The 23,257-nt window shown below is 40.0% G+C and carries 21 protein-coding genes; 10 read left to right on the plus strand and 11 right to left on the minus strand.

What is annotated here, in order from left to right; translation table 11 throughout:
* The 7 genes from J5X91_RS05690 to J5X91_RS05720 all read left to right on the plus strand — a co-directional run bounded on the left by J5X91_RS05690 (position 1) and on the right by J5X91_RS05720 (position 7,314).
* Entirely contained in the window at positions 1 to 435 is a 435-nt protein-coding gene (locus J5X91_RS05690; RefSeq protein ID WP_011327652.1) for a DUF4381 domain-containing protein, read from the plus strand.
* Positions 428 to 1,414 carry a VWA domain-containing protein gene (locus tag J5X91_RS05695; RefSeq protein WP_011327651.1) on the plus strand — a complete coding sequence of 329 codons (987 nt, stop codon included), beginning with the start codon at positions 428 to 430 and terminating at the stop codon, positions 1,412 to 1,414. Before J5X91_RS05690 ends, J5X91_RS05695 begins: the two co-directional genes overlap by 8 nt.
* On the plus strand, positions 1,414 to 3,291 hold the full coding sequence (locus tag J5X91_RS05700; RefSeq protein WP_208834218.1) for a VWA domain-containing protein: 1,878 nt from the start codon (positions 1,414 to 1,416) through the stop codon (positions 3,289 to 3,291). The genes J5X91_RS05695 and J5X91_RS05700 overlap by 1 nt, the downstream gene beginning before the upstream one ends.
* Positions 3,285 to 4,931 carry a BatD family protein gene (locus J5X91_RS05705; protein ID WP_192532361.1) on the plus strand — a complete coding sequence of 549 codons (1,647 nt, stop codon included), beginning with the start codon at positions 3,285 to 3,287 and terminating at the stop codon, positions 4,929 to 4,931. The genes J5X91_RS05700 and J5X91_RS05705 overlap by 7 nt, the downstream gene beginning before the upstream one ends.
* 59 nt (positions 4,932 to 4,990) lie before the next feature.
* Positions 4,991 to 5,548, plus strand: a complete 558-nt coding sequence (locus J5X91_RS05710) for a sigma-70 family RNA polymerase sigma factor (RefSeq protein ID WP_011327648.1) — start codon at positions 4,991 to 4,993, stop codon at positions 5,546 to 5,548.
* Entirely contained in the window at positions 5,548 to 6,303 is a 756-nt protein-coding gene (locus tag J5X91_RS05715) for a DUF3379 domain-containing protein (RefSeq protein ID WP_011327647.1), read from the plus strand. Before J5X91_RS05710 ends, J5X91_RS05715 begins: the two co-directional genes overlap by 1 nt.
* A gap of 159 nt (positions 6,304 to 6,462) precedes the next feature.
* A complete protein-coding gene (locus tag J5X91_RS05720) occupies positions 6,463 to 7,314 on the plus strand; it encodes a Tim44-like domain-containing protein (RefSeq protein WP_192532362.1) in 852 nt (283 codons plus the stop codon).
* A 272-nt stretch (positions 7,315 to 7,586) separates the two neighbouring features.
* Here the strand turns inward: J5X91_RS05720 and J5X91_RS05725 are convergent, their stop codons facing one another.
* The 4 genes from J5X91_RS05725 to J5X91_RS05740 all read right to left on the minus strand — a co-directional run bounded on the left by J5X91_RS05725 (position 7,587) and on the right by J5X91_RS05740 (position 11,639).
* Positions 7,587 to 8,780: an amino acid aminotransferase gene (locus J5X91_RS05725; RefSeq protein ID WP_192532363.1), complete on the minus strand. Its 1,194-nt coding sequence runs from the start codon at positions 8,778 to 8,780 to the stop codon at positions 7,587 to 7,589.
* A 189-nt stretch (positions 8,781 to 8,969) separates the two neighbouring features.
* Positions 8,970 to 9,629, minus strand: coding sequence for a GAF domain-containing protein (locus J5X91_RS05730; RefSeq protein ID WP_208834219.1), 660 nt, complete (start codon positions 9,627 to 9,629; stop codon positions 8,970 to 8,972).
* Between the two features lie 55 nt (positions 9,630 to 9,684).
* Positions 9,685 to 11,334: a fused response regulator/phosphatase gene (locus tag J5X91_RS05735; RefSeq protein ID WP_208834220.1), complete on the minus strand. Its 1,650-nt coding sequence runs from the start codon at positions 11,332 to 11,334 to the stop codon at positions 9,685 to 9,687.
* A complete protein-coding gene (locus J5X91_RS05740) occupies positions 11,334 to 11,639 on the minus strand; it encodes an STAS domain-containing protein (protein ID WP_011327642.1) in 306 nt (101 codons plus the stop codon). The genes J5X91_RS05735 and J5X91_RS05740 overlap by 1 nt, the downstream gene beginning before the upstream one ends.
* 130 nt (positions 11,640 to 11,769) lie before the next feature.
* On the opposite strand from J5X91_RS05740, the gene J5X91_RS05745 reads away from it, so the two are divergent.
* Positions 11,770 to 12,099, plus strand: coding sequence for a translation initiation factor (locus J5X91_RS05745; RefSeq protein WP_011327641.1), 330 nt, complete (start codon positions 11,770 to 11,772; stop codon positions 12,097 to 12,099).
* Between the two features lie 15 nt (positions 12,100 to 12,114).
* Here the strand turns inward: J5X91_RS05745 and J5X91_RS05750 are convergent, their stop codons facing one another.
* Positions 12,115 to 15,123, minus strand: a complete 3,009-nt coding sequence (locus tag J5X91_RS05750) for an EAL domain-containing protein (protein WP_208834221.1) — start codon at positions 15,121 to 15,123, stop codon at positions 12,115 to 12,117.
* Positions 15,124 to 15,562: 439 nt separating this feature from the next.
* Here J5X91_RS05750 and J5X91_RS05755 point away from each other — a divergent pair, with 439 nt between their 5' ends.
* Positions 15,563 to 16,723 (plus strand): chorismate mutase, encoded by a 1,161-nt coding sequence (locus J5X91_RS05755; protein WP_086997942.1) that lies wholly within the window; start codon positions 15,563 to 15,565, stop codon positions 16,721 to 16,723.
* 55 nt (positions 16,724 to 16,778) lie between these two features.
* Here J5X91_RS05755 and tyrA read toward each other — a convergent pair whose 3' ends face one another.
* On the minus strand, positions 16,779 to 17,912 hold the full coding sequence (tyrA, locus tag J5X91_RS05760; RefSeq protein WP_089368941.1) for a bifunctional chorismate mutase/prephenate dehydrogenase: 1,134 nt from the start codon (positions 17,910 to 17,912) through the stop codon (positions 16,779 to 16,781).
* 306 nt (positions 17,913 to 18,218) lie between these two features.
* On the opposite strand from tyrA, the gene J5X91_RS05765 reads away from it, so the two are divergent.
* Positions 18,219 to 19,052: a mechanosensitive ion channel domain-containing protein gene (locus J5X91_RS05765; RefSeq protein ID WP_208834222.1), complete on the plus strand. Its 834-nt coding sequence runs from the start codon at positions 18,219 to 18,221 to the stop codon at positions 19,050 to 19,052.
* A 548-nt stretch (positions 19,053 to 19,600) separates the two neighbouring features.
* Here the strand turns inward: J5X91_RS05765 and rplS are convergent.
* The 5 genes from rplS to ffh form a co-directional block, all read right to left on the minus strand.
* Entirely contained in the window at positions 19,601 to 19,960 is a 360-nt protein-coding gene (gene rplS / locus J5X91_RS05770) for a 50S ribosomal protein L19 (RefSeq protein WP_011327636.1), read from the minus strand.
* 33 nt (positions 19,961 to 19,993) lie between these two features.
* On the minus strand, positions 19,994 to 20,761 hold the full coding sequence (gene trmD, locus J5X91_RS05775) for a tRNA (guanosine(37)-N1)-methyltransferase TrmD (RefSeq protein ID WP_208834223.1): 768 nt from the start codon (positions 20,759 to 20,761) through the stop codon (positions 19,994 to 19,996).
* Positions 20,761 to 21,297 carry a ribosome maturation factor RimM gene (gene rimM / locus J5X91_RS05780; protein ID WP_011327634.1) on the minus strand — a complete coding sequence of 179 codons (537 nt, stop codon included), beginning with the start codon at positions 21,295 to 21,297 and terminating at the stop codon, positions 20,761 to 20,763. Before rimM ends, trmD begins: the two co-directional genes overlap by 1 nt.
* A 17-nt stretch (positions 21,298 to 21,314) precedes the next feature.
* Positions 21,315 to 21,563: a 30S ribosomal protein S16 gene (gene rpsP / locus J5X91_RS05785; RefSeq protein WP_011327633.1), complete on the minus strand. Its 249-nt coding sequence runs from the start codon at positions 21,561 to 21,563 to the stop codon at positions 21,315 to 21,317.
* A gap of 261 nt (positions 21,564 to 21,824) precedes the next feature.
* Complete coding sequence (ffh, locus tag J5X91_RS05790) at positions 21,825 to 23,204, minus strand: signal recognition particle protein (protein ID WP_011327632.1); 1,380 nt, start codon at positions 23,202 to 23,204, stop codon at positions 21,825 to 21,827.
* Positions 23,205 to 23,257: the final 53 nt, after the last annotated feature.

The following is a 23,257-nucleotide window of genomic DNA, read 5'->3' on the forward strand; positions in this document are numbered from 1 at the left end:
ATGCAAACGTCTCCACTTGATGGCCTACACGACATAATAGCGCCAAGCCAAGTAAATTGGTGGCCACTTGCCCCTGCTTGGTGGGTTATTATTGCCGTTTTGTTATTGCTGCTAAGCGCCGCAATTTATATGGCTTATAAGCGTTATAAATTTAAACAACCAAAACGCTTCGCGGTTAATTTAAGCCAACAGCACACTGATCCTCAACAATTACATATTATTTTAAAACGCTTAGTCATTGCCTATTACGATAAACGCCTTGCTACGCAATCTACCAAGCAGTGGTGTAATACGCTTAATACACTAACCGGATTAAGTTTTAGCGAACAAGAAATTCTCAGTGTTTATAATCTTGAGCAAAACAATAGCGCGCTAGAAAATAAGTTTCGCCAAGCAATTAAGCAATTTAAGTTAAAGGAAGTGGTTAATGTTTGAATTTAGCTGGCCATGGCTGTTTATATTACTCCCCCTGCCTTTATTACTATTATTACTAAAACCGGCTGTAAACAATGCACACACTCGACTGCGGATCCCAAGCTTTGCCAAACATAACTTAACCAGCCAAAGCGTTGAAGCTCATGCACGGCGCTTAACTCCGTTCGAGTGGGTTATATGGCTATTACTGGTAATAGCTGCGGCAAACCCTACTTGGTTAGATGATCCTATTTCAATGCCAAACGAAGGCCGCGATATAATGCTGGCGGTTGATTTATCAGGCTCTATGACCGAGCAAGACATGGCTTACAATGGCCAATATGTTGACCGCTTAACTATGGTTAAAGCGGTATTAACTGATTTTATAGAGCAGCGCCAAGGCGACAGGCTCGGCCTTATTTTATTTGGCGACACCGCCTTTTTACAAACCCCCCTTACGCGTGATGTAAAAACCGTAAGTAAAATGCTTTCTGAGGCACAAATTGGTTTAGTTGGCCGCGCCACTGCCATTGGCGATGCTTTAGGGTTGTCGGTAAAACGTTTTGCAAACAAAGATAAAAGCAATCGTATTGTGGTGCTACTAACCGACGGGCAAAACACTGCGGGTAATTTAAAACCCGAAGAAGCCCTACTGCTTGCCCGCGATGCTGGTATAAAAGTGTATACCATTGGCGTTGGCTCAGATAATCCTCGTGGGTTTAGTTTATTTAATATGGGCGGTATGAGCGGCGACACAATAGATGAAGGGTTATTAAAACGCATAGCCGAGCAAACTGGCGGCTTGTACTTTAGAGCTAAAGATGTAGCCGGTTTACAGCAAATTTATGCCGAACTAGACAAATTAGAGCCCATTAGTGTAGATGAGCAAACCTTTCGCCCGCAAAGCTCATTATTTTACTTGCCGTTATTAATCGCTATTTTATTAATTAGCTTAAAAGTAATGTTAACAACCCTGCGCGCAATAAAGGAGCCTAACTAATGGATTTTGAATTTATTCGCCCTGCTATTTTGTGGTTACTCATACCCGCAGTTGGGTTGTTTTTTGTTGCCTTAATTAAGCGCAAAAAAGCCACCAATGAGCAGCTAATTGCACCGCATTTAGCACAGTTTATTATGAGCGACGCAAGCACTAAAACTAACCAGCCACTTTGGTTACTAGCGCTATTTTGCAGCTTAGGGATTATATTTAGTGCCGGCCCCAGCTTTGAAGAAAAGCAAGTACCTGTGTTTCAAAGCAAAAACGCTCGCGTTATTGTTATGGACATGTCGTACTCTATGTACAGCACAGATATTTTACCAAATAGATTAATGCAGGCGCGTTTTAAAGCCCTCGATATGATTGATTTATTTAAAGAAGGTGACACAGCGCTCGTTGCCTATGCTGGCAGTGCTTATACCATTTCACCGCTAACCAACGATGCCACTACACTTGAAAACCTAATACCTAGCTTAAGCCCAGAAATAATGCCCGACAAAGGCTCTAATGTTTTAGCTGGCCTTGATATAGCAAAAGAGCTATTAGGACAAGCCGGTTACCTAGATGGCGATATTATTTTAATAACCGACGGCATTGATCAGCAAGAGCAAAGTGAGGTGAGCACTTTTACTAAAAACACCCAATACCGATTAAATATTTACGGTGTAGGCACCGCCCAAGGTGCGCCAATTAAACTACCCGAAGGCGGATTTTTAAAAGACCACTACGGGCAAATTGTAGTGCCGACTATTAATACCAGCCAGCTAAAAAGTTTAGCTACAAACAGCGGCGGTAAATTTGCTAGTTATCAGCCAAGTAGCGCCGACATTGCTGTTTTTGCACCTAGCGCTAATGGTGAGTTGTTAAAAGATGAAAAACAAAACCATGCGCTTTGGCGTATAGACGCCGGTATTTATGGCTTGTTACTGCTACTACCTTTAAGCCTTTATTTATTTAGACGTGCGGCTTTGCTGAGTGTGTTTTTAGTGTTTAGCTTTTTACCACAGCAAAATGCGTATGCCGTAGAGCTGCCCACAGTTTTAAAAAACACCGATCAGCGAGCGCTTGATGCTTATAACAATAAAGATTATGAGCAAGCAATAACAGCCCAATCGAGCCAATTAAAAGGCGCTGCGCTTTATCAGCAAGGGAACTTTGAGGCCGCGGTTAATCAATTTAGTGATGATAAATCGGCAACCGGTTTTTATAACTTTGGTAACGCACTTGCTAAAGCGGGCAAGCTAGAGGAAGCAATTAATGCTTATCAACAAGCTCAAGCATTAAACCCTAACTTTACACAAGCCGCAGACAACCAAGCACTGGTTGAGCAATTACTGAATCAGCAGCAAGAGCAACAAAACCAAGGCGGCGGCGAATCACAAGACGGGCAAAAAAGTGATGAGCAAAACCAACAGCAAAATTCTGATGAAGCCAAGCAAGATCAGCAACAAAATGATGAGCAAGGCGAAGCGCAAAGCGACAGTGAAAAAAACAGTGACGATAAATCGGATAAAGACTCTGAGCAAGCACAAGAGCAAGCTGATCAACAAAATAAACCTGACATGCAAGCTGAGCCGCAAAACGAGCAAAGTGAAAATCAACCAGCCGAACAGCCAAAAGATAACGCTGAGCAACAAAGTGAGCCACAGGCTGCAAACGAACCTGCGCCCGACGAGCAACAACAAACTGCCGAGCAACAAGCGCAAGCAGTACAAGCCAGTGAGCTGACTAACGAAGAAAAAGAACAAGCACAGCAGCTTAATCAGTTACTGCGAAAAGTGCCCGACGATCCCGCTATTTTATTACGGAACAAAATGCAATTAGAAGCCCAAAAAAGACAATATCAACGTCGCCCCACAGGAGTAGAAAAGTCATGGTAATGCGATTATTTTGCTGTTTATTGCTATTAAGTGCGATGCCATTGATGGCTGCCACCAAACTCGAAGCCAGTGTAAATAAAAACCCGGTGTTAGCGGGTGAGTTTTTTATTCTTAATATTACAGTAGACGACACAATTAAAGATGAACAACCCGATACCTCAATGCTGTTAAAAAGCTTTGTGGTTGGCCCTACTAGCTTAAGTACTCGCACCAATATTATAAATGGCAGTATGAACAAACAAACTACCTGGTCGGTTAAACTAATGACTCGCCGTGAAGGTGAATACACTATACCGTCGTTTACTGTTGCAGGGCTTAGCTCGCAGCCTATTACTTTAAAAGTAGCCAAGCGCGCAGCTGATGCCGATAAAAATAACGATATATTTTTAAAAACATCGCTCTCAAGTAAATCTTTGTTTGTACAAGAAGCCGGTGTTTATACGCTTAAACTTTATTTAGCCAAAGAGCTACTCGACGGCAGTTTAGGCACGCCTAGCATGGAAAATGCACAACTTAGCCAACTAGGTAAACAAACGGAAGATTATGAACTCGTTGACGGTAAACGTTACTTAGTAATTACCCGAGAGTATTTAATTCAGCCGCAAAAAAGTGGTGACTACACTATTGCCGGCCCAGCTTTTCAAGGCCGTGTGCAACAAAATTACCGCCAGTTAGAAGTATCGGCACTTGGCAATGATCAGCAAATAGAAATAAAGCCTATTCCAAGTAATTACAATGGCGCTTGGCTGCCTAGTGAGTTAGTAAGTTTAGATGAGCAATGGCAACCAGAGGATAATACTGTTGAGGTAGGCACTCCTATCACACGCACAATTACCTTAACGGCACTTGGTGTAACCAAAGAACAACTCCCCGAAATATCAATGCCCGATATTACAGGGATCCGTAGCTACCCAGATCAAAAAGAAAATAACAATGCGGTGCGTAATGGCCGTGTAGTATCGCAGCAAATTGCCTCTTATGCTTTGTTACCACAAACACCCGGCACTTATACGCTGCCCGAAATAAAACTGCCTTGGTACAACACTAAAATAAATCGTATTAGCTTTGCCACTTTACCAGAGCGCACTATTACTGTGATCCCTAGTAGCAATGCTGCTAATCCTGTGGTTATAAATGATTCGCAAAATACCAATAACCAAGCAGCAGGACAAAATAGTATAGATGCAACTAATCCGCTGCAAGTACAAAGCTCAACACCATTATGGTTAATAATTGTTGCTGTACTGGGCTATTTATTATGGATTGTGACTGCAATTTTTTATTGGTTAAGCCGTTCTACTCATAATGCGCATGTAGCAACTACAACTGACAAAACACCCGCGCTGCCTAGTTTGAAAAACTTATTACATGCAGCAAATAAAAACGATGCAAAAATGTTTTATAGCGCATTAAATATATATGCAAAAACAGTAACTAAGCAAAATATGGGCGCTATTGATACTTTATGCCGTGCTATTAATGATGCAGAACTAACTAATAACGTGATGCAGTTACAAACACAATTATACAGTAATAAAAAAACAACCAGCGATCTTACAGCTATAGTTAAATTACTTAAAAAGTATCAGGCTCAAACATTAAAGTCGCAACAAGCTGTATTAAAAGACCTTTACCATTAAATTTTAATGCGTATAGGCCTTTTATTACATTAAATAATATTTAACTAAAAAAAGAACTTATGTTTGGAAATAAAAAATCGAATAATCAGGTCTTAATTGATATGGCACAAAAGCAAAAGCGCTACGAAGCCTTGGTTCATGTTTACCATAAAGAGCTTTACCGCTTTGCCTATTGGTTATGCCGTGATCCACACATTGCCGATGACTTAGTACAAGAAACATTTTTGCGTGCCTGGCGCTCGCTCGACTCTTTACTGGATCAAAAAGCAGCAAAGTCGTGGTTACTTACGATTTTACGTCGCGAAAACGCGCGACGATTTGAGCGCAAACAATTTGATTATAGCGATATAGAAGATGAATTATTGGTTGATGAAAGCAGCCACTCTTTAGACGATGAAATGGAGCAAACTGTTATTCAGCGCCAAATTGCACTCTTGCCTGATGAATACAAAGAGCCGTTATTACTGCAAGTAGTAATGGGCTGCTCAGGCGAAGAAATTGCAAATATACTCGATTTAAATAAAAACACGGTAATGACACGTCTATACCGTGCTAGAAACCAACTTAAAGAGGCTTTAAGCCGTGATGATGAGCAACTTAAAGGGGCATCAAAATAATGGATGAGCTTGAGTTTCGTCGCCGCACTATTGCGCAGCCAAACGATATTGACAATGAGCTTACCGAGTTTGCTAAAGACAACTCAGAGCGACAACGGTTTATTAACGACATGAAAGATTTCGATAAATATTTACAAAGTGCAGCTAATGACGTTCCGGTACCTGAAAACCTAGCCGAGCGAATTCTTTTAAACACCTCTTTAAAAGAAAAAGCACAGCAACAAGCGCAAATACCGGCTAATAAAAACGTTATTGCATCGCGATCGCGCTTTAAGTTTGACCGAGTACATTTAGCCCTAGCCGCTTCGTTTGTTGTTACTATAAGTGCATTCTTTTTTAGTTCTGAGCAAAATACCTATGGCGCAGGTGAGCATGCTTTAGCCCACGTTTATCACGAAATAAATTCTCTCGATAAAACACAAGCAATTAGCCTGCAAAGCGTGAATGAAAAGCTCGCCTTACTTGGCGGACAATTAAGTGAGCTACCCGGTAAAATTACTTACGCTATGTTTTGTGACTTTAAAGGGGAGAAAGGCATACATTTAGTGTTTGAATCTGACTTTGGCCCTATGACGGTATTTATTGTGCCGACTAAAAATAAAGTGTTTGAAATGGGCTCTGATGACTTTCATGATGACAGATTTGAAGGCCATATTAATAGAGGCCAACAAGCCGATACCGTATTAATTGCCAGCTTAGGTGCGCCGGTGAATATGTATAATGAACGTGTTTCTGGCGCTATTCGCTGGCTGTAACCTTGTAGCTTCTCGCACCGCTTAGACCTGCTAAGCGGTGTGCTTAATGTTTAGTAATTTACTCCTGCCCCTTAAATATTACCAACCAGCCAACTGATTTTTAAAGTAAATAATATTTCTATAGGTATAATCGACACTTTATTTTATTTAAGGATTTTCATGAAGAATTTTGTCGTTATTTTATCTTTGTTGGCCTTGCTAATGACTGCAAGCTTTGATGCACAAGCACGTAAAAAGTTTGGTAGTAGCAAACGTGGTAAAACTCCAGCTACGCAACAAACCGCACAAAAGCAACAAACAGATACCAAGGCAGTTGCGCCTGCGGCAAAGCCAGCATCTAATAAAAAAGGCATTATGGCGGGTGTATTTGGTGGGCTGCTTGCTGGTGGCTTAATTGCTGCTATGTTAGGTGGTGATTTTGAAGGGTTTCAGCTGTTAGAGATGATTTTACTTGCGGGTGCAGCCTTTATAATATTTAAACTTGTTCGTGGCTTTATGCGCGCAAGGCAGTCGCCTCAACTAGCCAGTGCTGGCATGTCACAAAATGCATTTAAACAAGCACCTATTGAGCATGAACAAACAACAAGTACAGGATTTGCTAATAATACTGCACACGGCGACGATGTGCCTTTTAACTTACCGCCTGGCTTTGATACAAACGGCTTTTTACAAGGTGCTCGTGAGCATTACCACACACTACAAAATGCGTGGAACGAAGCTGATTATCACACTATGGCTGAGTATTTAAGCCCTGAATTAGTGGCCGAATTTAAAGCAGAGCGCGAAGCAATTACAAGCGTAGCTACTGAAGTGATGTTTATAGATGCAGAATTAGTACGCGCAGATACGTTGACTGACAAATGGCAAGTAAGCGTACGCTTTAAAGGTAAGTATCGCGATTTAGCAGATAAACAAGAACAACCTATTTTAGAAATTTGGCATTTAGAGCGTTTAACGCTTACTGATGCACCTTGGCTGATTGTTGGCGTTGAAGATTTAATAGACGCATAGGCTCTAAATACGAGGCAAAAATAAACCGCACTAACCTAAGGTTGTGCGGTTTTTTAGTTAAATAATTTAACTAACCTGAGCTCCGGATAATAAACTTATCTCAAGCAGCTGTTTTCAGTGCTAACTGCGTTGAATTTACTTGCAATAGGCCAGCTATTGACGCGTAAATTCGCCTTGTTTTCACTGAAAACCTCTGGCTAGAGAAAATAAAATTAAATATAACGATGATTCAATATGTTAGTAAATCTCTTAACCAGAGTTCAGGTTAACTATTATAATTTACATACGTCGGCAACTGCATTTGCAAAGTATTCAATATTTGCATCACTCACGCCCGCTACGTTTACACGACTTGAGCCAACAATATAAATGCCGTACTCTTTTTGTAAGCGAGTAATTTGCTCTTTATTAATTCCTAAGAAAGAAAACATACCGTGCTGACGCTCAATAAACGAGAAGTCTTGCGCTATGTCTTTAGTCGCTAGTGTTTCTTTAATTTGTGTACGTAAACCATTTATACGGCTACGCATTTCATCAAGCTCTTGATGCCACATTTGCGTAAGCTCAGTGCTGCTTAAAATTGTATTTACAATGTCGGCACCATGCGCTGGCGGCATTGAATAAATACTACGTACAACACTAAGTAATACTGAGTTTGAAATATCAGCAGTTGCGCTGTCTTTTGCAATTAGTGAACAAGCACCAATACGTTCGCGGTAAAGACCAAAGTTTTTAGAACATGAAGAACAAATAATTAACTCTTCAACTGCGTCAGCTAAAATACGCAAGCCACGTGCATCTTCTTCTAGTGAAGAGCCAAAACCTTGGTACGCAATATCAACAAGCGGCGTAAAGCCCACTTCTTTTGCAAGCTCAGCAACTACCTTCCACTGTGCTTCGTTTAAATCCATACCACTTGGGTTATGACAACACGCATGTAGTAAAACCACATCGCCTTTAGGCACTTGCTTAAGTGTGTTGATCATCTCATCAAATAATAAGTCTTTATTTTCGTAATCGTAATAAGGGTATTCTTTTACTGTTAAGCCCGCTGCTTCAAATAAGCTAATATGATTAGCCCATGTTGGCGTAGTTACCCACACTGTTGCTTTTGGATTACAACGCATAATAAATTCAGCAGCAACACGTAATGCCCCAGTACCGCCTGGCGCTTGCGCCGTACGTACACGGTTAGCTAGTAATGTTTTGTGCTCACCTAATAGTAAGCTTTCCATTTTTTGACAGTAATCTAAATTACCCGCTAAACCAATATAAGATTTGCTGGTTTCATTTTCTAAACGAAACGCTTCTGCTTTTTTTACCGCTTTAAGTACCGGTGTATTGCCTAGCTCATCTTTATAGACACCCACACCTAAATCAATTTTATTAGGGTTAGTATCTTGCTTATAGGCCGCCATAAGGCCAAGAATAGGATCTGTGGGTAATGGTTTTAATACTGAGAACATTGACTATCTCTTATCATTATTTAGGGGGTTGGTGTGAGCTTAAGCTTATCATAAAAACACGCTAGGTTGACTAGTGTTATTGGTACAAAAAAGTGAGGAATTTTAATACAGCATGCCATTAATACAGTTAATACCTTGTGCATGCAAAAAATCATTATTAAAAACCTCAACATAGTCTATTTTTGTTATTTAAACTAAAAATTGAGGAATTTTAATACAGCATGCAATTAGGACTGCGAGTACTTTTTCATCAAAAAAATCATTATGAAACGCCTCAGCATCAATAATTCCTACGCATTCACCACTCCTATTAAATAAAGGTAAGCACACCTCAGACTTAACCTTTGGGTCGCAAGTATAATACTCCCCTCCTTGGCTTAAGTATTGCTCAACATTATTAATAATACGGCCCGTTTTAGAGAGCGCAACTTGCACGTTGTTACTGCCCGCGGCAAAATCGGCTGTAAGCGGAAAAAGCGGCCTACTTGGCGCGCCATGATAAGCTAACTTTAAAAGCTGTTTACCCTGTGCAGTATCGTGAGTTTGATAAATACCATACCAATCAACCCCAGTTTGCTGCTGTATGTAGTTTACAATAGCCTGTAAGTTAGCAAGCTTAGTGTGCGTTTGCTCATTGTTAGTTACGTAAGTAGTTAACTTAAACGGTTCATCTTGCAGATAACCAAATAAACTACATGCTCCGCCCTCACCTAACTGTGGAATTTGATACTGCCAGCGAACTTCAGGCAAGCTAGTGCTTGCAAGTGCTTGCTCAAGCGCTGTTAGCTCTGCTGAAATTAAACGGGTGTCAGCACTGAGTTGTGCTTGTTGTAAATAGGAACTAATCATTTGGCCATCCATACTTCTATAGTGTGCAAATATTAGCATGGATTTTTTTACAGTGCTAGCTCAACTTATAACACATTTCAACTTGGTTCCCACTGCTGTTATAAGTCACTCTCTGTGCTATTTCGTCAAGCAGTGACAGCCCGCGACCAAACTCAGCTGCGTCATTAAATAGGGTATCTTGCTGGTGAGTGTACCCGCAGCCGCTGTCGCAAATAATAAAGTATAAGTTCAAGCTATCAGGGCAGTAACTTACCTCTATAGAGAGTTTTGCATTACTAAGTTCTGCAAGTTTTTTTGCGCGCAATTCATAATATTTAAAAAAGCCATCATCTTGAGTTTTTAATTGTGAGTCTAATTTAAGTACACCATGATCAAGCGCATTATTGTATGCCTCCGATAGGAGTAAAAATATATTCGCTCTATGTGCTTTTAAGCCACTAATACTGCTGAGCATATTTACTAAATCATAAACCGAATCGGTGTTTTTTATTTGCTTCGAATCTAAACTCAATGACATATTAAACGCTAATTTAGAAAATGCCTCTCTGGGTTCCGGCTTCACACTTAGTGGTAAACAATTGAGTAACACTATGCTTATATCGTCTTGTTGTTTAGTACCATCAGCAAACTGACTTACGCTATTAACGATGTTTTCGCTGCTGATCATCGGGTTCAATTTTAAGGTTTCGATAAAGCGTTGTTCACTAAAAAAAACACCTTGTTTATTCGTTGTTTCAATTATGCCATCGGTTGCAAGTACAAGCCGTGTTTGCTCATTTACTTCAAAGTGAATAACCTCATGTTCAAACTCTTGATTGTTTAATATACCCAATGCCATATGTTGCGATTCTAGCGTTTTTTTAAGGTTACCTTGCTTATCTATTAAGTAAGTATCGGGAAGCCCGCCTAGCCATGCCGATATACTTTTACCAGATGCACTTAGCTCTATAATAGTTGCAGCGCAAAACATATGTCCGGGCAGTAAATTGTATAATAATAAATTTAATTCGCGGGCAATGTCGTGTACCGCCATGCCTTTTTTAACCATAGTGTAAAACACACGCGATGCAGGTAAAGCGCCTATTGCCGCCGCTAAACCATGACCGGTAAAATCACCCAGCATACAATATAAATTACCTATAGGACTTTGCGCGACTAAAAACATATCGCCGTTAAACATGGTGGCAGGCGATAAATTAAAATCGAGGTGGGTTTTAAATTGATCTTGATTTTCGAGGGAGTTATTAAAAATATGCTCAATAATTTCATACTCTCGCTCACGCTGATTTTGATGCTCCTCAAGTAATATTTTTTGCTGGTTAGCCTTTTTACTTAATTCACGGGTTCTGCAGTGGGCTTTAATTTTGGCGTGTAAAATTACTTTTTCGAACGGTTTTTGAATAAAGTCATCACCGCCAACCGCTAAACAACGCTCAAAGCTGGCGTGATCATCCAGTGCCGTAATAAAAATAATAGGTAAATGAATATCGTTAAAGCGTTGTTTTATTATTTTTGCCGTTTCAAAGCCATCCATAATAGGCATTACTACATCAAGCAGCACAATATCAATTGGGGTTTGCGAGAGTATCTTTAGAGCGGCAACACCATTATACGCCAAAGAAACTGTATAGCCTTCTTGTGTTAATAGCCTTTGCAGTAATATTCGGTTAAGGGCTTGATCATCAACAACTAAAATATGCATCATTAGTTAATATCAAACTTCTTATCAAACCGAGATATTTGTAATATTTTTTTTAATTGTGGTTGGCAGTTGCTGATCTCAAATTTATTGACCTGTGTATCTATGCTTTTTTGCATATTTAGCAGCATACCTAATGCTGAGCTGTCCATGTAATCGGTTTCCCTTAGGTCGATAATTACTTTAGTAATGCTTTTGTCTATTTGCGCATACGCTTGGCGAAAAGATTGCACTAAATTAAAGTCAAACTTACCCTTTATATGTATTGTTAACGTAGCTGCATCGGCCGATATACTTTTAGTTAAACTCATATTATGTCCTATTAATATTCTTTGAATCAAATATAACTGTTTAAAACTAATTAGCAAAAATAAAAACATCAATACACAAATTTGCTATTATTTACGCCATTGTTTGATTCAATTTTTGTATAGGGTAATGATGAGCGATAGTCACTTAGTATATTCAACACAAACGGGGCGAATAGAGCAACCAAAACCAGAGAAAGAAGTTGCAGGTAAACTATTTAAAGACGGGTTTGTGCGTATTGAGCGCCAAACAAAAGGACGCAAAGGCAAAGGCGTTATGCTGGTAGTTGGAGTCGATCCTAAAGAGCATGATTTAAAAAAATTAGCTAAAACACTTAAAAGTAAAATGGGCCAAGGCGGCGCAGTAAAAGACGGTCTTATTGAAGTACAAGGTGATGATCGCGATAAACTAAAAGCTATTTTAGAAAGCTTAACCTTTAAAGTAAAAATTGCGGGTGGTTAAACCCGCAATTTAATTTTATTTTTCGTCCTTCGCCATTTGCTCCAATCGTTCAAAAAGCATGGGTAAATCGCGCTCTGCAATTGGCGGGCTAAAGTAATACCCTTGCACTATAAAGCAATTGTTATTTTTCAAAAACTCTACTTGCTCAACGGTTTCTACCCCTTCGGCAACCACATCGAGTTTTAGCTTTTGCGCCATGGCTATAATTGCCGCGGTTATTGCCATATCATTATTATCATCTGGAATATCTTTTATAAATGAGCGATCAATTTTAAGAATATCCACCGGAAAACGTTTCAAGTAACTTAATGAAGAGTAACCAGTACCAAAGTCATCTATAGAAATAGAAACCCCGAGTCCCTTTAATTCATGTAGTTGTGCTATAGCAGCTTCTACATTGCCCATCAGCATACTTTCGGTTAATTCTAAATGTAGGCTTTTAGCCGACACCTGTGTACTGGCTATTATTTTTTTCAGTGTAGGTAATAAGCTGGCATCTTTAAACTGTCTGGCCGATAAGTTAATCGCAATATTACTCGCTCTACCTTGGCGCTCTAACTTAACTGCAAAATTACATGCTTGGTGTAATACCCACTCTCCCAGTTCAACAATTAAACCGGTAGCTTCTGCAATAGGTATAAATTTAGTGGGTGCAATCGCCCCTTCTGTTGGATGAAACCAGCGTAACAATGCTTCGTAACCCATTACAAGCTGAGTGCGGCTATCAATCTGCGGCTGATAATAAACCGTGAGTTGTTTATCTTTTATAGCTTGGCGTAGCTCGTTTTCAATAAACAAGCGTTCATTTGCAGCAGTATTGAGCTCTTGGCTATAAAAATGAAAGGTGTTACGCCCTTTTGCTTTTGCTTCATACATGGCTAAGTCGGCATGCTTTAACAGTTGGTCTTCTTCTTGGCTGTCGTATGGGGCCATAGTAATGCCAATACTGGCACTAATAATAACTTCGTTACTGCCAAGTTGAATAGGCTCATTAAGGGTTTTTTGAATCGTATTTGCCACTTGAGTTGCATGCTCTTGATGCTCAATGCCACTGAGTAATATAGCAAACTCATCACCGCCTAAACGCGCAATAGTATCTTCGGCTCTTAGGCGTTGCTTTAATCTATTTGCAACTTCAACGAGTAATTGATCGCCTGCATTATGGCCTAAGGTATCGTTAATACGTTTAAATTCATCTAAATCAAAATAAAACAATGCAAAGGCATAATGCCCGCGTTCAGCGAGCGCCATCGATTTACGCAGCTGCATTCTAAAAAATGTTCGATTAGCAAGTCCTGTTAAAGTATCAAAATAAGCAAGCTGTTCCATTTTACGCTGGCTTTCTTTAACAAACGAAATATCCTGCGCAGAGGCTACGTAACTGGTAATTGTTCCGTCATCTTCGCGAATAGGTGAAATACTTAAAGAAACCCAAATAGGCGCTTTATTATTGCTTTCAATTAAGGTGTCGCCACGCCAACAATTACGACTGCGTAAATCAACATCTATATCATCAATTAATATAGCCATTTCGCTTGCAATAATGCTTAATAAAGGCGCTCGATTAAAATGTTCCTCTGAAAAGCTGGTCATTTCAAGCATTTTAGGGTTTACGTATTCAATGACAAAGTTTTTATCGGTGATCACCACACCAGTACCAGAAAACGCCACGGCTTTGGATAGTCGCCTGGCTGCTTTTTCTGCAATTTCTTTTTCAATAATACGCTGGTTAAGCCCATCTATTAGCTTTCTAATTTCAATGGTCATGTCTTTAAATGAGCCGTTGAGAGTGCCTATTTCATCTTTGTTTTCTTTTGGAAATTCTATTTGTAACTGGCCTTGACCAAAGTTTGTAACGGCATAAACCAAAGAATGTATACGCCTAAGTACTAACTGATAAAGTGCTTGATGTAAGAGTAAGGCGACTAAAATGGCATAGAGTATAAATAGCCCAAAAAACTTCATCTTTAAATCTGCTAATGCTGAGAATGTTGAAGAACGTTTTTTATATACCCCTACATACCAATCTAAGCCATCTATTTTATGAATATTAATAATATGCGCTTCATTATTTAATTTGAATGAGTCGGCATATTCAGACCGTTGCATTTTAATCGCATCATCTACAATTACTTGTAATGTGGGATCAATAAAGTCCTCAGGGAGTAGTTTTTTACCTGCTTTACCATATTGTGCATAACTTGATTGGGTTAAATTGGGGTGCGCTAATAACTGCCCTTGGCTGTCAAATACCACTAACTGTTTTTCTTTCCCGCCAATTGGCAATTGCGATATTAATGTTTTTAGCGCGATGTCACTGCCAGTAACACCTAAAAACTCACCCTCTTTATAAATAGGAACCGTTAAGCTAATAGCCCATTTATGCCATATAGTATCGTAATAAACTTTAGACCAAACAGGCCTATGTTGAGGATTAGTAAGCGCCTTAGCGTAATTAAAGCGCGTACTTTGCGTAAATGTATAATTAGCTGGCGCATTTAAAGCCTCGTTAGGCGGCGTTATGCGAATAAAGTTATCTTTAGTAATAAGGTAAAAATTAAAAAAATCTTGAGTCAGTGTTGGCGATATAATTTTCCAGAGCGTTTCAGAGTCTGATATTAATTGTTTATAAAAAGGTGAATAGCTAGTTTGTGGGATAAATGCAGCCGAAAGCCCATCAGTAGAGGCACTGCGTATCGTACCGTCATTATTTAATTGCAGTGTATTTACTTTATTACTTATTAACGATGACTGATCACTAAATAGCTGCTCACCCACAACTATATTTGCTTGCTGAGCAACTTTAATTTTAGTGTTTAGTAAGTTTTTGAATTGTTTTATAAGTAATTCGTTAGATTCTTTTAATACTTCATGCTCTTCAAAAACCAGTTGTTTTTCTTCAGATTTGAGCATTAACGCGGCCGCACACACTCCAGCAATTAAACATATTGCAGAAATCAACAATGACAACTTGACGCTAAGTGAGTTTATCCCGAAACGAGATGGGGGGCGTCGATACACCACAGGCTAACCTTTTTATTATTAATAATTATTATTATTTGAACCAGTAATTGAAATATACCAGATCCAAGATCATATTTATAAATTATTTGTAAACTATATAAAAAAAACAAAGGGAACAAGACAAATTTATGCAACAATCACGGCCTATTACAAGTAAATCCAACACAGTTAACCTTGAAAATAGCCACTAGTGATAGATTTATTTTTCAGAGCTTAAGTTATTTAACAAAAGCGCTGTTGACATTAACAGTAACTCTCCATACATTATCAGCATGAACATTACTTACGCAGTTACTTTTTTTTCGTTTTTTAGCTTCTTTATATAGAAGAGGCTGAACTGTTTGTGAGATAAAATCAATCGAATAGCAAAGCCTCCCAACCGGGAGGCTTTTTTGTTTTTGCTGTATGAACAGCATACTTTTGGAATGAGGAAAGCCAAATGAGCAATGATGTACTAAATACACTTCGACACGATATAAATGAGATAGATTCTGATTTACTGGTTTTACTAGCCAAACGACGTCGTATTAGCCATGGTGTGGTGGAATATAAAATAGCGAACAATAAACCGATTCGTGATGAAGCCCGTGAATTAGCACTTCTAGAAAAGCTGATAGGTTATGGGAAATCGTTAGGGTTAGACGCCTATTACGTAAATAATGTTTTTCAAACTATTTTAGAAGACTCTGTATTGCATCAACAAGCTATGCTGCAAAAAAACCTTAACCCGGATGCGTTAAGCGAAACCCATCGTGTTACGTATTTAGGTGGGCAAGGCTCATACAGCCAGTTGGCCTGTCATAAATACTTTAGCCGTCGCCCAGGTAAGTTAGTTGAAATAGGCTGTAGCTCATTTGACGAAATTACCGGTAAAGTAGAAAACGGCCAAGCCGATTTTGGTTTGCTGCCTATTGAAAACACCAGTTCAGGCAGTATCAACGAAGTATTTGATTTACTACAACATGCACAAGTGTCTATTGTTGGTGAAGTAACGCACAGTGTTGAACATTGTTTACTTGCCAACCCAGATACTGAGCTTAGCCAACTTACAAAAATATTTGCTCACCCGCAACCGTTTGCTCAATGTAGCCGCTTTTTACAAGGCCTTGGTGAGCTGCAACACGAAACCTGCGACTCAACTTCAAGTGCCCTGCAATCAGCACTAAATACGCCAAATAGTGCCGCTATTGGCTCTGCCCAAGCAGGTAAAAATGTAGGCCTAGAAGTGATTAAATCTAACTTAGCAAACCAAAGCGAAAACCACAGCCGCTTTATTGTTGTAGCGCGTAAGCCATTACAGGTATCAAAGCAAATACCCACTAAAACCAGTTTAATTATGGCCACTAAACAGCAGGCTGGTTCACTTGCCGATGCATTAATGATTTTTAAACAACATAAAATTAATTTGGTTAAGTTAGAGTCTCGCCCTATGCCGGGTAACCCATGGGAAGAAGTATTTTACGTCGACTTAGAAGCAAACCTTGCCGACAGCCAAGTAAAAAATGCATTAGAGGAGCTAAAAGAATACACCCAGTATGTACGTATTTTAGGCTGCTATCAAAGCGAAACGCTCCAAGCTGTGAGTGTAAATACGCAATAACGCACAGCTTATAATGTAAAAAGGGCTTAATTAAGCCCTTTTTTGTTTTTCTGTTTTAATCTAGCACTTTTGCGTCATTCGCTTTATTTAACAGGCTGCGACTTTGGGTTAAAAAGTGCGCTGTCGAATCTGAAAAATAAGCTTTTGCATCAGCAAAGGCATCAATAAGCGCGGGCTTATCTCCTGCTTTTAACTTTTTAAGTGTGTCTGCAAAAGTCTGTTGATACTGCGCCAGTAAGCTCTCTACGTTATCAAATTGCGCTAACATAATATCTGAATATAACTCTGGCGATTGCGCAAATAAGCGCCCAACCATCATTAACTCTAATTGATAGATAGGTGATGAACAGCTACGTAACTCCGCTAATGTATGGCTTTGTTTTGCTAAAAACTGCCCATATACAAAGGTGGTTAAATGGCGCATTACCTGAATTATTTGCATTGCTTCGTCATGTTTTTTCGCATCAAGTTCAACTAGCTGGCAACCCCACACTTGCAACTGTGCTAACAAGCCCTGTGCAACATCGTGGTCACGCCCTTCACACACCACCACTGTTTGCTTAACCCAGTGCGAAATATCTGGGCCAAACATAGGATGCAGACCTACAACTGGGCCGCTATGCGCTGCTTTTAGTGCTTTAATTGGCGCTTGCTTAACCGATGTTATATCTACCAATAAACAGCCTTCATCTAACTTAGGTAGTTCAGCAACTACAGTTTCTAACGCATTAATAGGTACACTTAATAGTACTAATTTAGCGCCTTTTAAAATTGCTGCAGCGTTTGCTTGATCTTGCTTATCAAGGGTTTTTACTTCGTAACCAGAGCGCTGAAATTGCTTAGCAAATAATTGCCCCATAGCACCTTGCCCACCCACAATAACAATGGGTGATAAATGCGGTGCAGCACATGCAAGTTTAGCTTGCTGATTCTGATATGCTTCGCGCATCATACGCCTAAGAATATCTTCAACTAACTCTGGGCTTACTCCCTGATTAATTGCTTCTTGGCGCCTTGCAGCTAATAAATCAGCTTCACGATCGGGTGCATGAAGTGGCGCTCCAGTTTGCTGCTTTATTGCGCCAATTTTTTGAGTAAGCGAATTACGCCTTGCCAGCAGTGCCACCAACTGTGTATCACACTCATCAATACCCACTCTTAACTGGGCTAAATCATTTATATCCGCCACTTGCATACCACCTTAAAAAGCAAAAACGACAACTTAAGTTTACATTAAAGTAAACTAATCAATACGATAAATACTAACAGGATCAATAGCCTGATAAAAGACTAAATAAGTAAAAGGTTAAATTGAAAAACAATACTTTGAGAAGCAACGAATACCTTTAAAGTAAATATTAATTATTTACCCTAAAAGCCGCAGTCAATAAAAGTAAATTAGCAAGCTAAAAAGCCTGCATTTGTTGCATAGTAGAGTTATCACGTTTATTCTTATATTATTCATATAGTAATTAAAATAAACAGGATCCATAAAATGGAAGAAGTTTTAGGAACAGATGTAGACGCTTCACAATTAATAGACCAAGCCATATCACTCGTTATGACTTACGCACCAAAATTTGTGCTCGCTATTATTACTTTACTGGTTGGCCTATGGCTGATCAACCGCTTTGTTAAAGTTTTAGATAACCGACTAGGCAAAAAAGATCCAACACTAAACAAGTTTTTATGTGGCTTAATTAGCGCTGTAGTGAAAATTATGCTGCTTATTTCGGTGGCCTCTATGGTAGGTATCGAAACCACCTCATTCATCGCGGTGATTGGTGCTGCAGGCCTGGCAATAGGTCTTGCACTGCAAGGCAGTCTAGCTAATTTTGCTGGCGGTGTGCTGTTGCTAATTTTTAAACCGTTCAAGGTTGGCGATACTATCGAAGCGCAGGGCTTTATGGGCGCAGTCGTCGAAATTCAAATTTTATACACGGTAGTAGATACCTTCGATAACCGCCGCATTGTTATTCCAAACGGTAGCCTATCGAATGCGACACTAGTGAACGTAAGTATTTATGACAAACGCCGCTGTGATATGACCTTTGGTATTTCGTATAACGACGACATAGATACGGCAAAAGCTATCTTAAAACGCCTGTTTGAAGAAGACGAGCGCTCTTTAACAGATCCGGCACCACGTATTTGTGTTGCCAACCTTGGCGATAACTCAGTTAATTTAATGTTTCGCGCTTGGGTTGCAACAGGTGACTTATGGCCTTACTACTGGGATATGCAAGAAAAAGTGAAAAAAGCGTTTGATAAAGAAGGTATTTCTATTCCTTTCCCACAACGCGATGTACATGTTCATAACGTTAAGTAATTTGTATTGTGCATAGGTTCAACTAGCCTAATAACTTAGTCGCGGTAAGGTCGTATAAAGCGCCCTTACCGCAATCCTTACTGCCCATCCAATACCCCTTCAAGTTATACCTAGTTACACTTGGCTCCACTTTTTGAGCTATTTTCATCACCCTACTTCCTTAAATAACCTGAGCTCAAGGTTAAATACTATAATTCATCTGCCAAATTTTTATTTTCTGTGCTTTATTTGGCTTAGGTATATTTAGCTTAAGTTTTGCTTGAGCAAAGTTATGCTCATACTGGCGTTAATTGGGTTATTACGTATTCTGCGGGTAAGTTGAAAAGGTGTTTAAAACACATATTGATAAAAATTTATCGAGGTGCACTTTGTGTTTAGCAATAAAGGAAGCCTAACTATACTGGTGAATATTACGACAGTGCGACTCCTAGTCCGACAGCTGTGGTTTAAGCTTTAGTATTTAGCCTGAAATTTTATGTTATAGAAACCAAAACGGGTTGCAACCCGAAGGATGCAACCCGTTTTTTTGCGTTGATAAACAGCGCGTATTAGTTAAGTTTTTCTCTAATACGTGCAGATTTACCAGAACGCTCACGTAGATAGTAAAGCTTAGCACGACGAACTGCACCGCGACGCTTAACTGTTACGCTATCAATAAGAGGGCTGTGCGTTTGGAATACACGCTCAACGCCTTCACCGTTCGAAATTTTACGAACTGTGAATGCTGAGTGAAGACCACGATTACGCTTAGCGATTACAACACCTTCAAAGGCCTGTAGACGCTCTTTAGCACCTTCTTTTACTTTTACCTGTACAACTACTGTATCACCAGCGCCGAATGCAGGTACGTCTGTTTTAAGCTGCTCATCTTCAAGCGCTTTAATAATATTTTGGTTTACTTTTGCCATTATGTTTCTCACTTTCCTAGGTGTAACTGTCTTCTAGCCACAAGCTTTTTGGTACTCTTGCTGAAATTTCGCGAGTAATACCGCTTGCTCCTCAGTCAGAGCTAGGTTATGCAACAAGTCAGGACGGCGTAGCCAAGTTCTGCCTAATGACTGCATAAGCCGCCATTTTGCTATCTCTTGGTGGTTTCCGCTGAGCAATACAGCAGGCACCTGTTTGTCGTCCAATGTTTCTGGCCGTGTATAGTGAGGACAATCTAACAAGCCATCCGAAAATGAGTCTTGTTCTGCTGATTGGTTATGACCTAATACGCCAGGCACTAATCGCGCTACTGCGTCAATTAATGTCATGGCTGGTAGTTCACCACCACTCAAAATAAAATCACCAATTGACCATTCTTCGTCAACGTATGACTCTATTATTCTCTCATCTATACCTTCATAGCGACCGGCAATCAAAATCAGTTTTTTAGAGCTTGCGAGTTCGCTAGCTCCTTGCTGATCTAGTTTGCGCCCTTGTGGGGACATATAAATTACTTTAGCACCATCACCTGCAGCTTTTTTAGCCTCGGCAATCGCTTTTTTTAATGGCTCAACCATCATTAACATACCTGGTCCGCCCCCGTAAGGACGATCGTCCACGGTTTTATGCTTATCTAAAGCGTAGTCTCGCGGATTCCAGCAGTTAAAATTAATTAATCCACTTTTTACTGCGCGACCGGTAACACCCTGGTCTGTAATAGCGTCAAACATGTCAGGAAAAAGGCTTATCACCCCTACCCATAATGAACTCGTTTGCGTCATTAAAACCCTGGATCCCAGTCTACGGTAATTTCTCTTGCGTCGTGTTTAACTTCGATAATAACTGTATCAGTTAAAAACGGAATTAAACGCTCTGCTTGACCAAATGCGTCTTTACTGTTTGCTTTAACAACCAGTACGTCATTTGACCCTGTCTCCATTAGGTCATCAACAATGCCTAAATCGTAACCTTTATCAGTTACAACCGACATGCCAATGAGATCTCGCCAATAGAACTCACCTTGCGGGAGTTCTGGTAATTGCGCTGAATCCATTGAGATTTCTGCGTGGGTATAAGCCACTGCTTCGTCTCGATCGTTTACTTGCGCAAATTTAGCGATAAAGCCTTTGTTGTGGCGACGCCAGTCGACCACTTCTAAGGTCTGCCATTTACCTTGCTGCCCTATCAACCACGGGCTGAAATCGAAGATCCCTGCGGGATCATCAGTAAATGAATGTACCTTAAGCCAGCCCTTTATACCATACGGGGCACCGAGCTTTCCTACGACAATTATTGATGAGGTGTTCTCTTGACTCATGGTTACACTTACGCCTATTAAGCCGCTTTACGAGCGTCTTTTACTAACTTAGCTACGCGATCTGAAAGAGACGCGCCCTGACCTACCCAGTGTTCAACACGTGGTAAATCTAAACGAATTTTTTCTTCTTGACCTGCAGCAATTGGGTTAAAAAAGCCTACTTTCTCGATGAAGCGACCGTCACGCGAGAAACGGCTATCCGCAACCACAATTTGATAGAAAGGGCGTTTTTTAGCGCCACCACGTTGCAAACGAATAGTTACCATACCGTCCTCTATAAAGATTGACTGTTTTCATTAATAAGATTTACTCCCCAGAATGGGGAGCTGGGGAATTGTACGAGTTTTTAGCAACAATGCAAGTAAGAAGTGATGCTAAAAGCCAGATTAGTAGGTTAAAGCGTGATCCCAACTTTAAATTAGCGTTAATAACGTTTAGCACGCATAATTTATTCAACAAAAAAGGAGCTATTTGCTCCTTTTTATATATTTTATATCGTTACGTTTAAGCTAACGCTAAACTCAACTTTAAAATTTAGGGCCACCGCCACCCATCATTCCCGGCGGTAACATACCTTTCATGCCGCGCATCATTTTGGTCATGCCACCTTTGCCTTTCATTTTTTTCATCATTTTTTGCATTTGGGTAAACTGTTTTAGCAGTTTATTAATTTCTTGTACTTGCGTACCAGAACCTGCTGCAATGCGTTTTTTACGTGACCCTTTAATGATTTCTGGGCGGGCGCGCTCTTTTTTTGTCATTGAGCTAATGATGGCTTCCATTTGAATGAAGGTTTTATCGCCCATTTGGCCTTTAACAGCATCGGGTAAGTTAGACATACCTGGCAATTTATCTAGCATCGACATCATGCCGCCCATGTTTTTCATTTGCTTAAGTTGATCCGCAAAGTCATCAAGGGTAAAACCAGCGCCTTTAAATACTTTTTCAGCGACTCTGGCAGCTTGCTCTTTATCTACTTTCATTTCGACTTCTTCGATCAATGAAAGTACATCACCCATGCCTAGAATACGTGACGCTATGCGGTCAGGGTGGAAAGGCTCAAGTGCATCAATGCGCTCACCCACACCCATAAATTTAATTGGCTTACCGGTAATATGACGAATAGATAAAGCAGCACCACCGCGTGCATCACCATCAGTTTTAGTTAATATAACACCAGTTAGCGGCAGGGCTTCGTCAAATGCTTTAGCTGTATTTGCCGCATCTTGACCTGTCATTGCATCTACAACAAACAAGGTTTCAATTGGGTTAATTGCTTTGTGAAGATTTTTAATCTCATCCATCATGTCGCTATCAACATGCAATCGACCTGCAGTATCGACTAATACCACATCAATAAATTTCTTTTTCGCATGAGAAATAGCTGCGGTTGCTATATCAACCGGCTTTTGCGAAATATCACTTGGGAAAAAATCAACACCAACTTCAGCAGCGAGCGTTTCTAGTTGCTTAATTGCTGCAGGGCGGTATACGTCGGCACTTACTACAAGTACTGATTTTTTCTTGCGCTCTTTTAAAAACTTAGCCAGTTTAGCAACACTGGTGGTTTTACCAGCACCTTGCAGACCCGCCATCATAACAACAGCAGGGGGTTGTGCATTTAGGCTTAGCTCTTCGTTGGCTTCACCCATGGCTTTTTCGAGTTCTTCACGTACTATTTTTACAAATACTTGGCCTGGGCTTAAGCTTTTTGTAACTTCAACACCTACCGCACGCTCTTTAACTTGTTTTACAAAATCGCGAACAACGGGCAACGCCACATCGGCTTCTAAAAATGCCATGCGCACTTCACGAAGAGTGTCTTTAATATTCTCTTCTGTTAGGCGGCCACGGCCACTAATGTTTTTTAAGGTTTTACCTAATCGTTCTTGGAGATTCTCAAACATATTACGGTTCCGATAAGACGTTTATACCAACCCAATTAAAGCGCCTTTAACTC

Source organism: Pseudoalteromonas sp. K222D (assembly GCF_017653575.1).
Taxonomy (GTDB): domain Bacteria; phylum Pseudomonadota; class Gammaproteobacteria; order Enterobacterales; family Alteromonadaceae; genus Pseudoalteromonas; species Pseudoalteromonas nigrifaciens.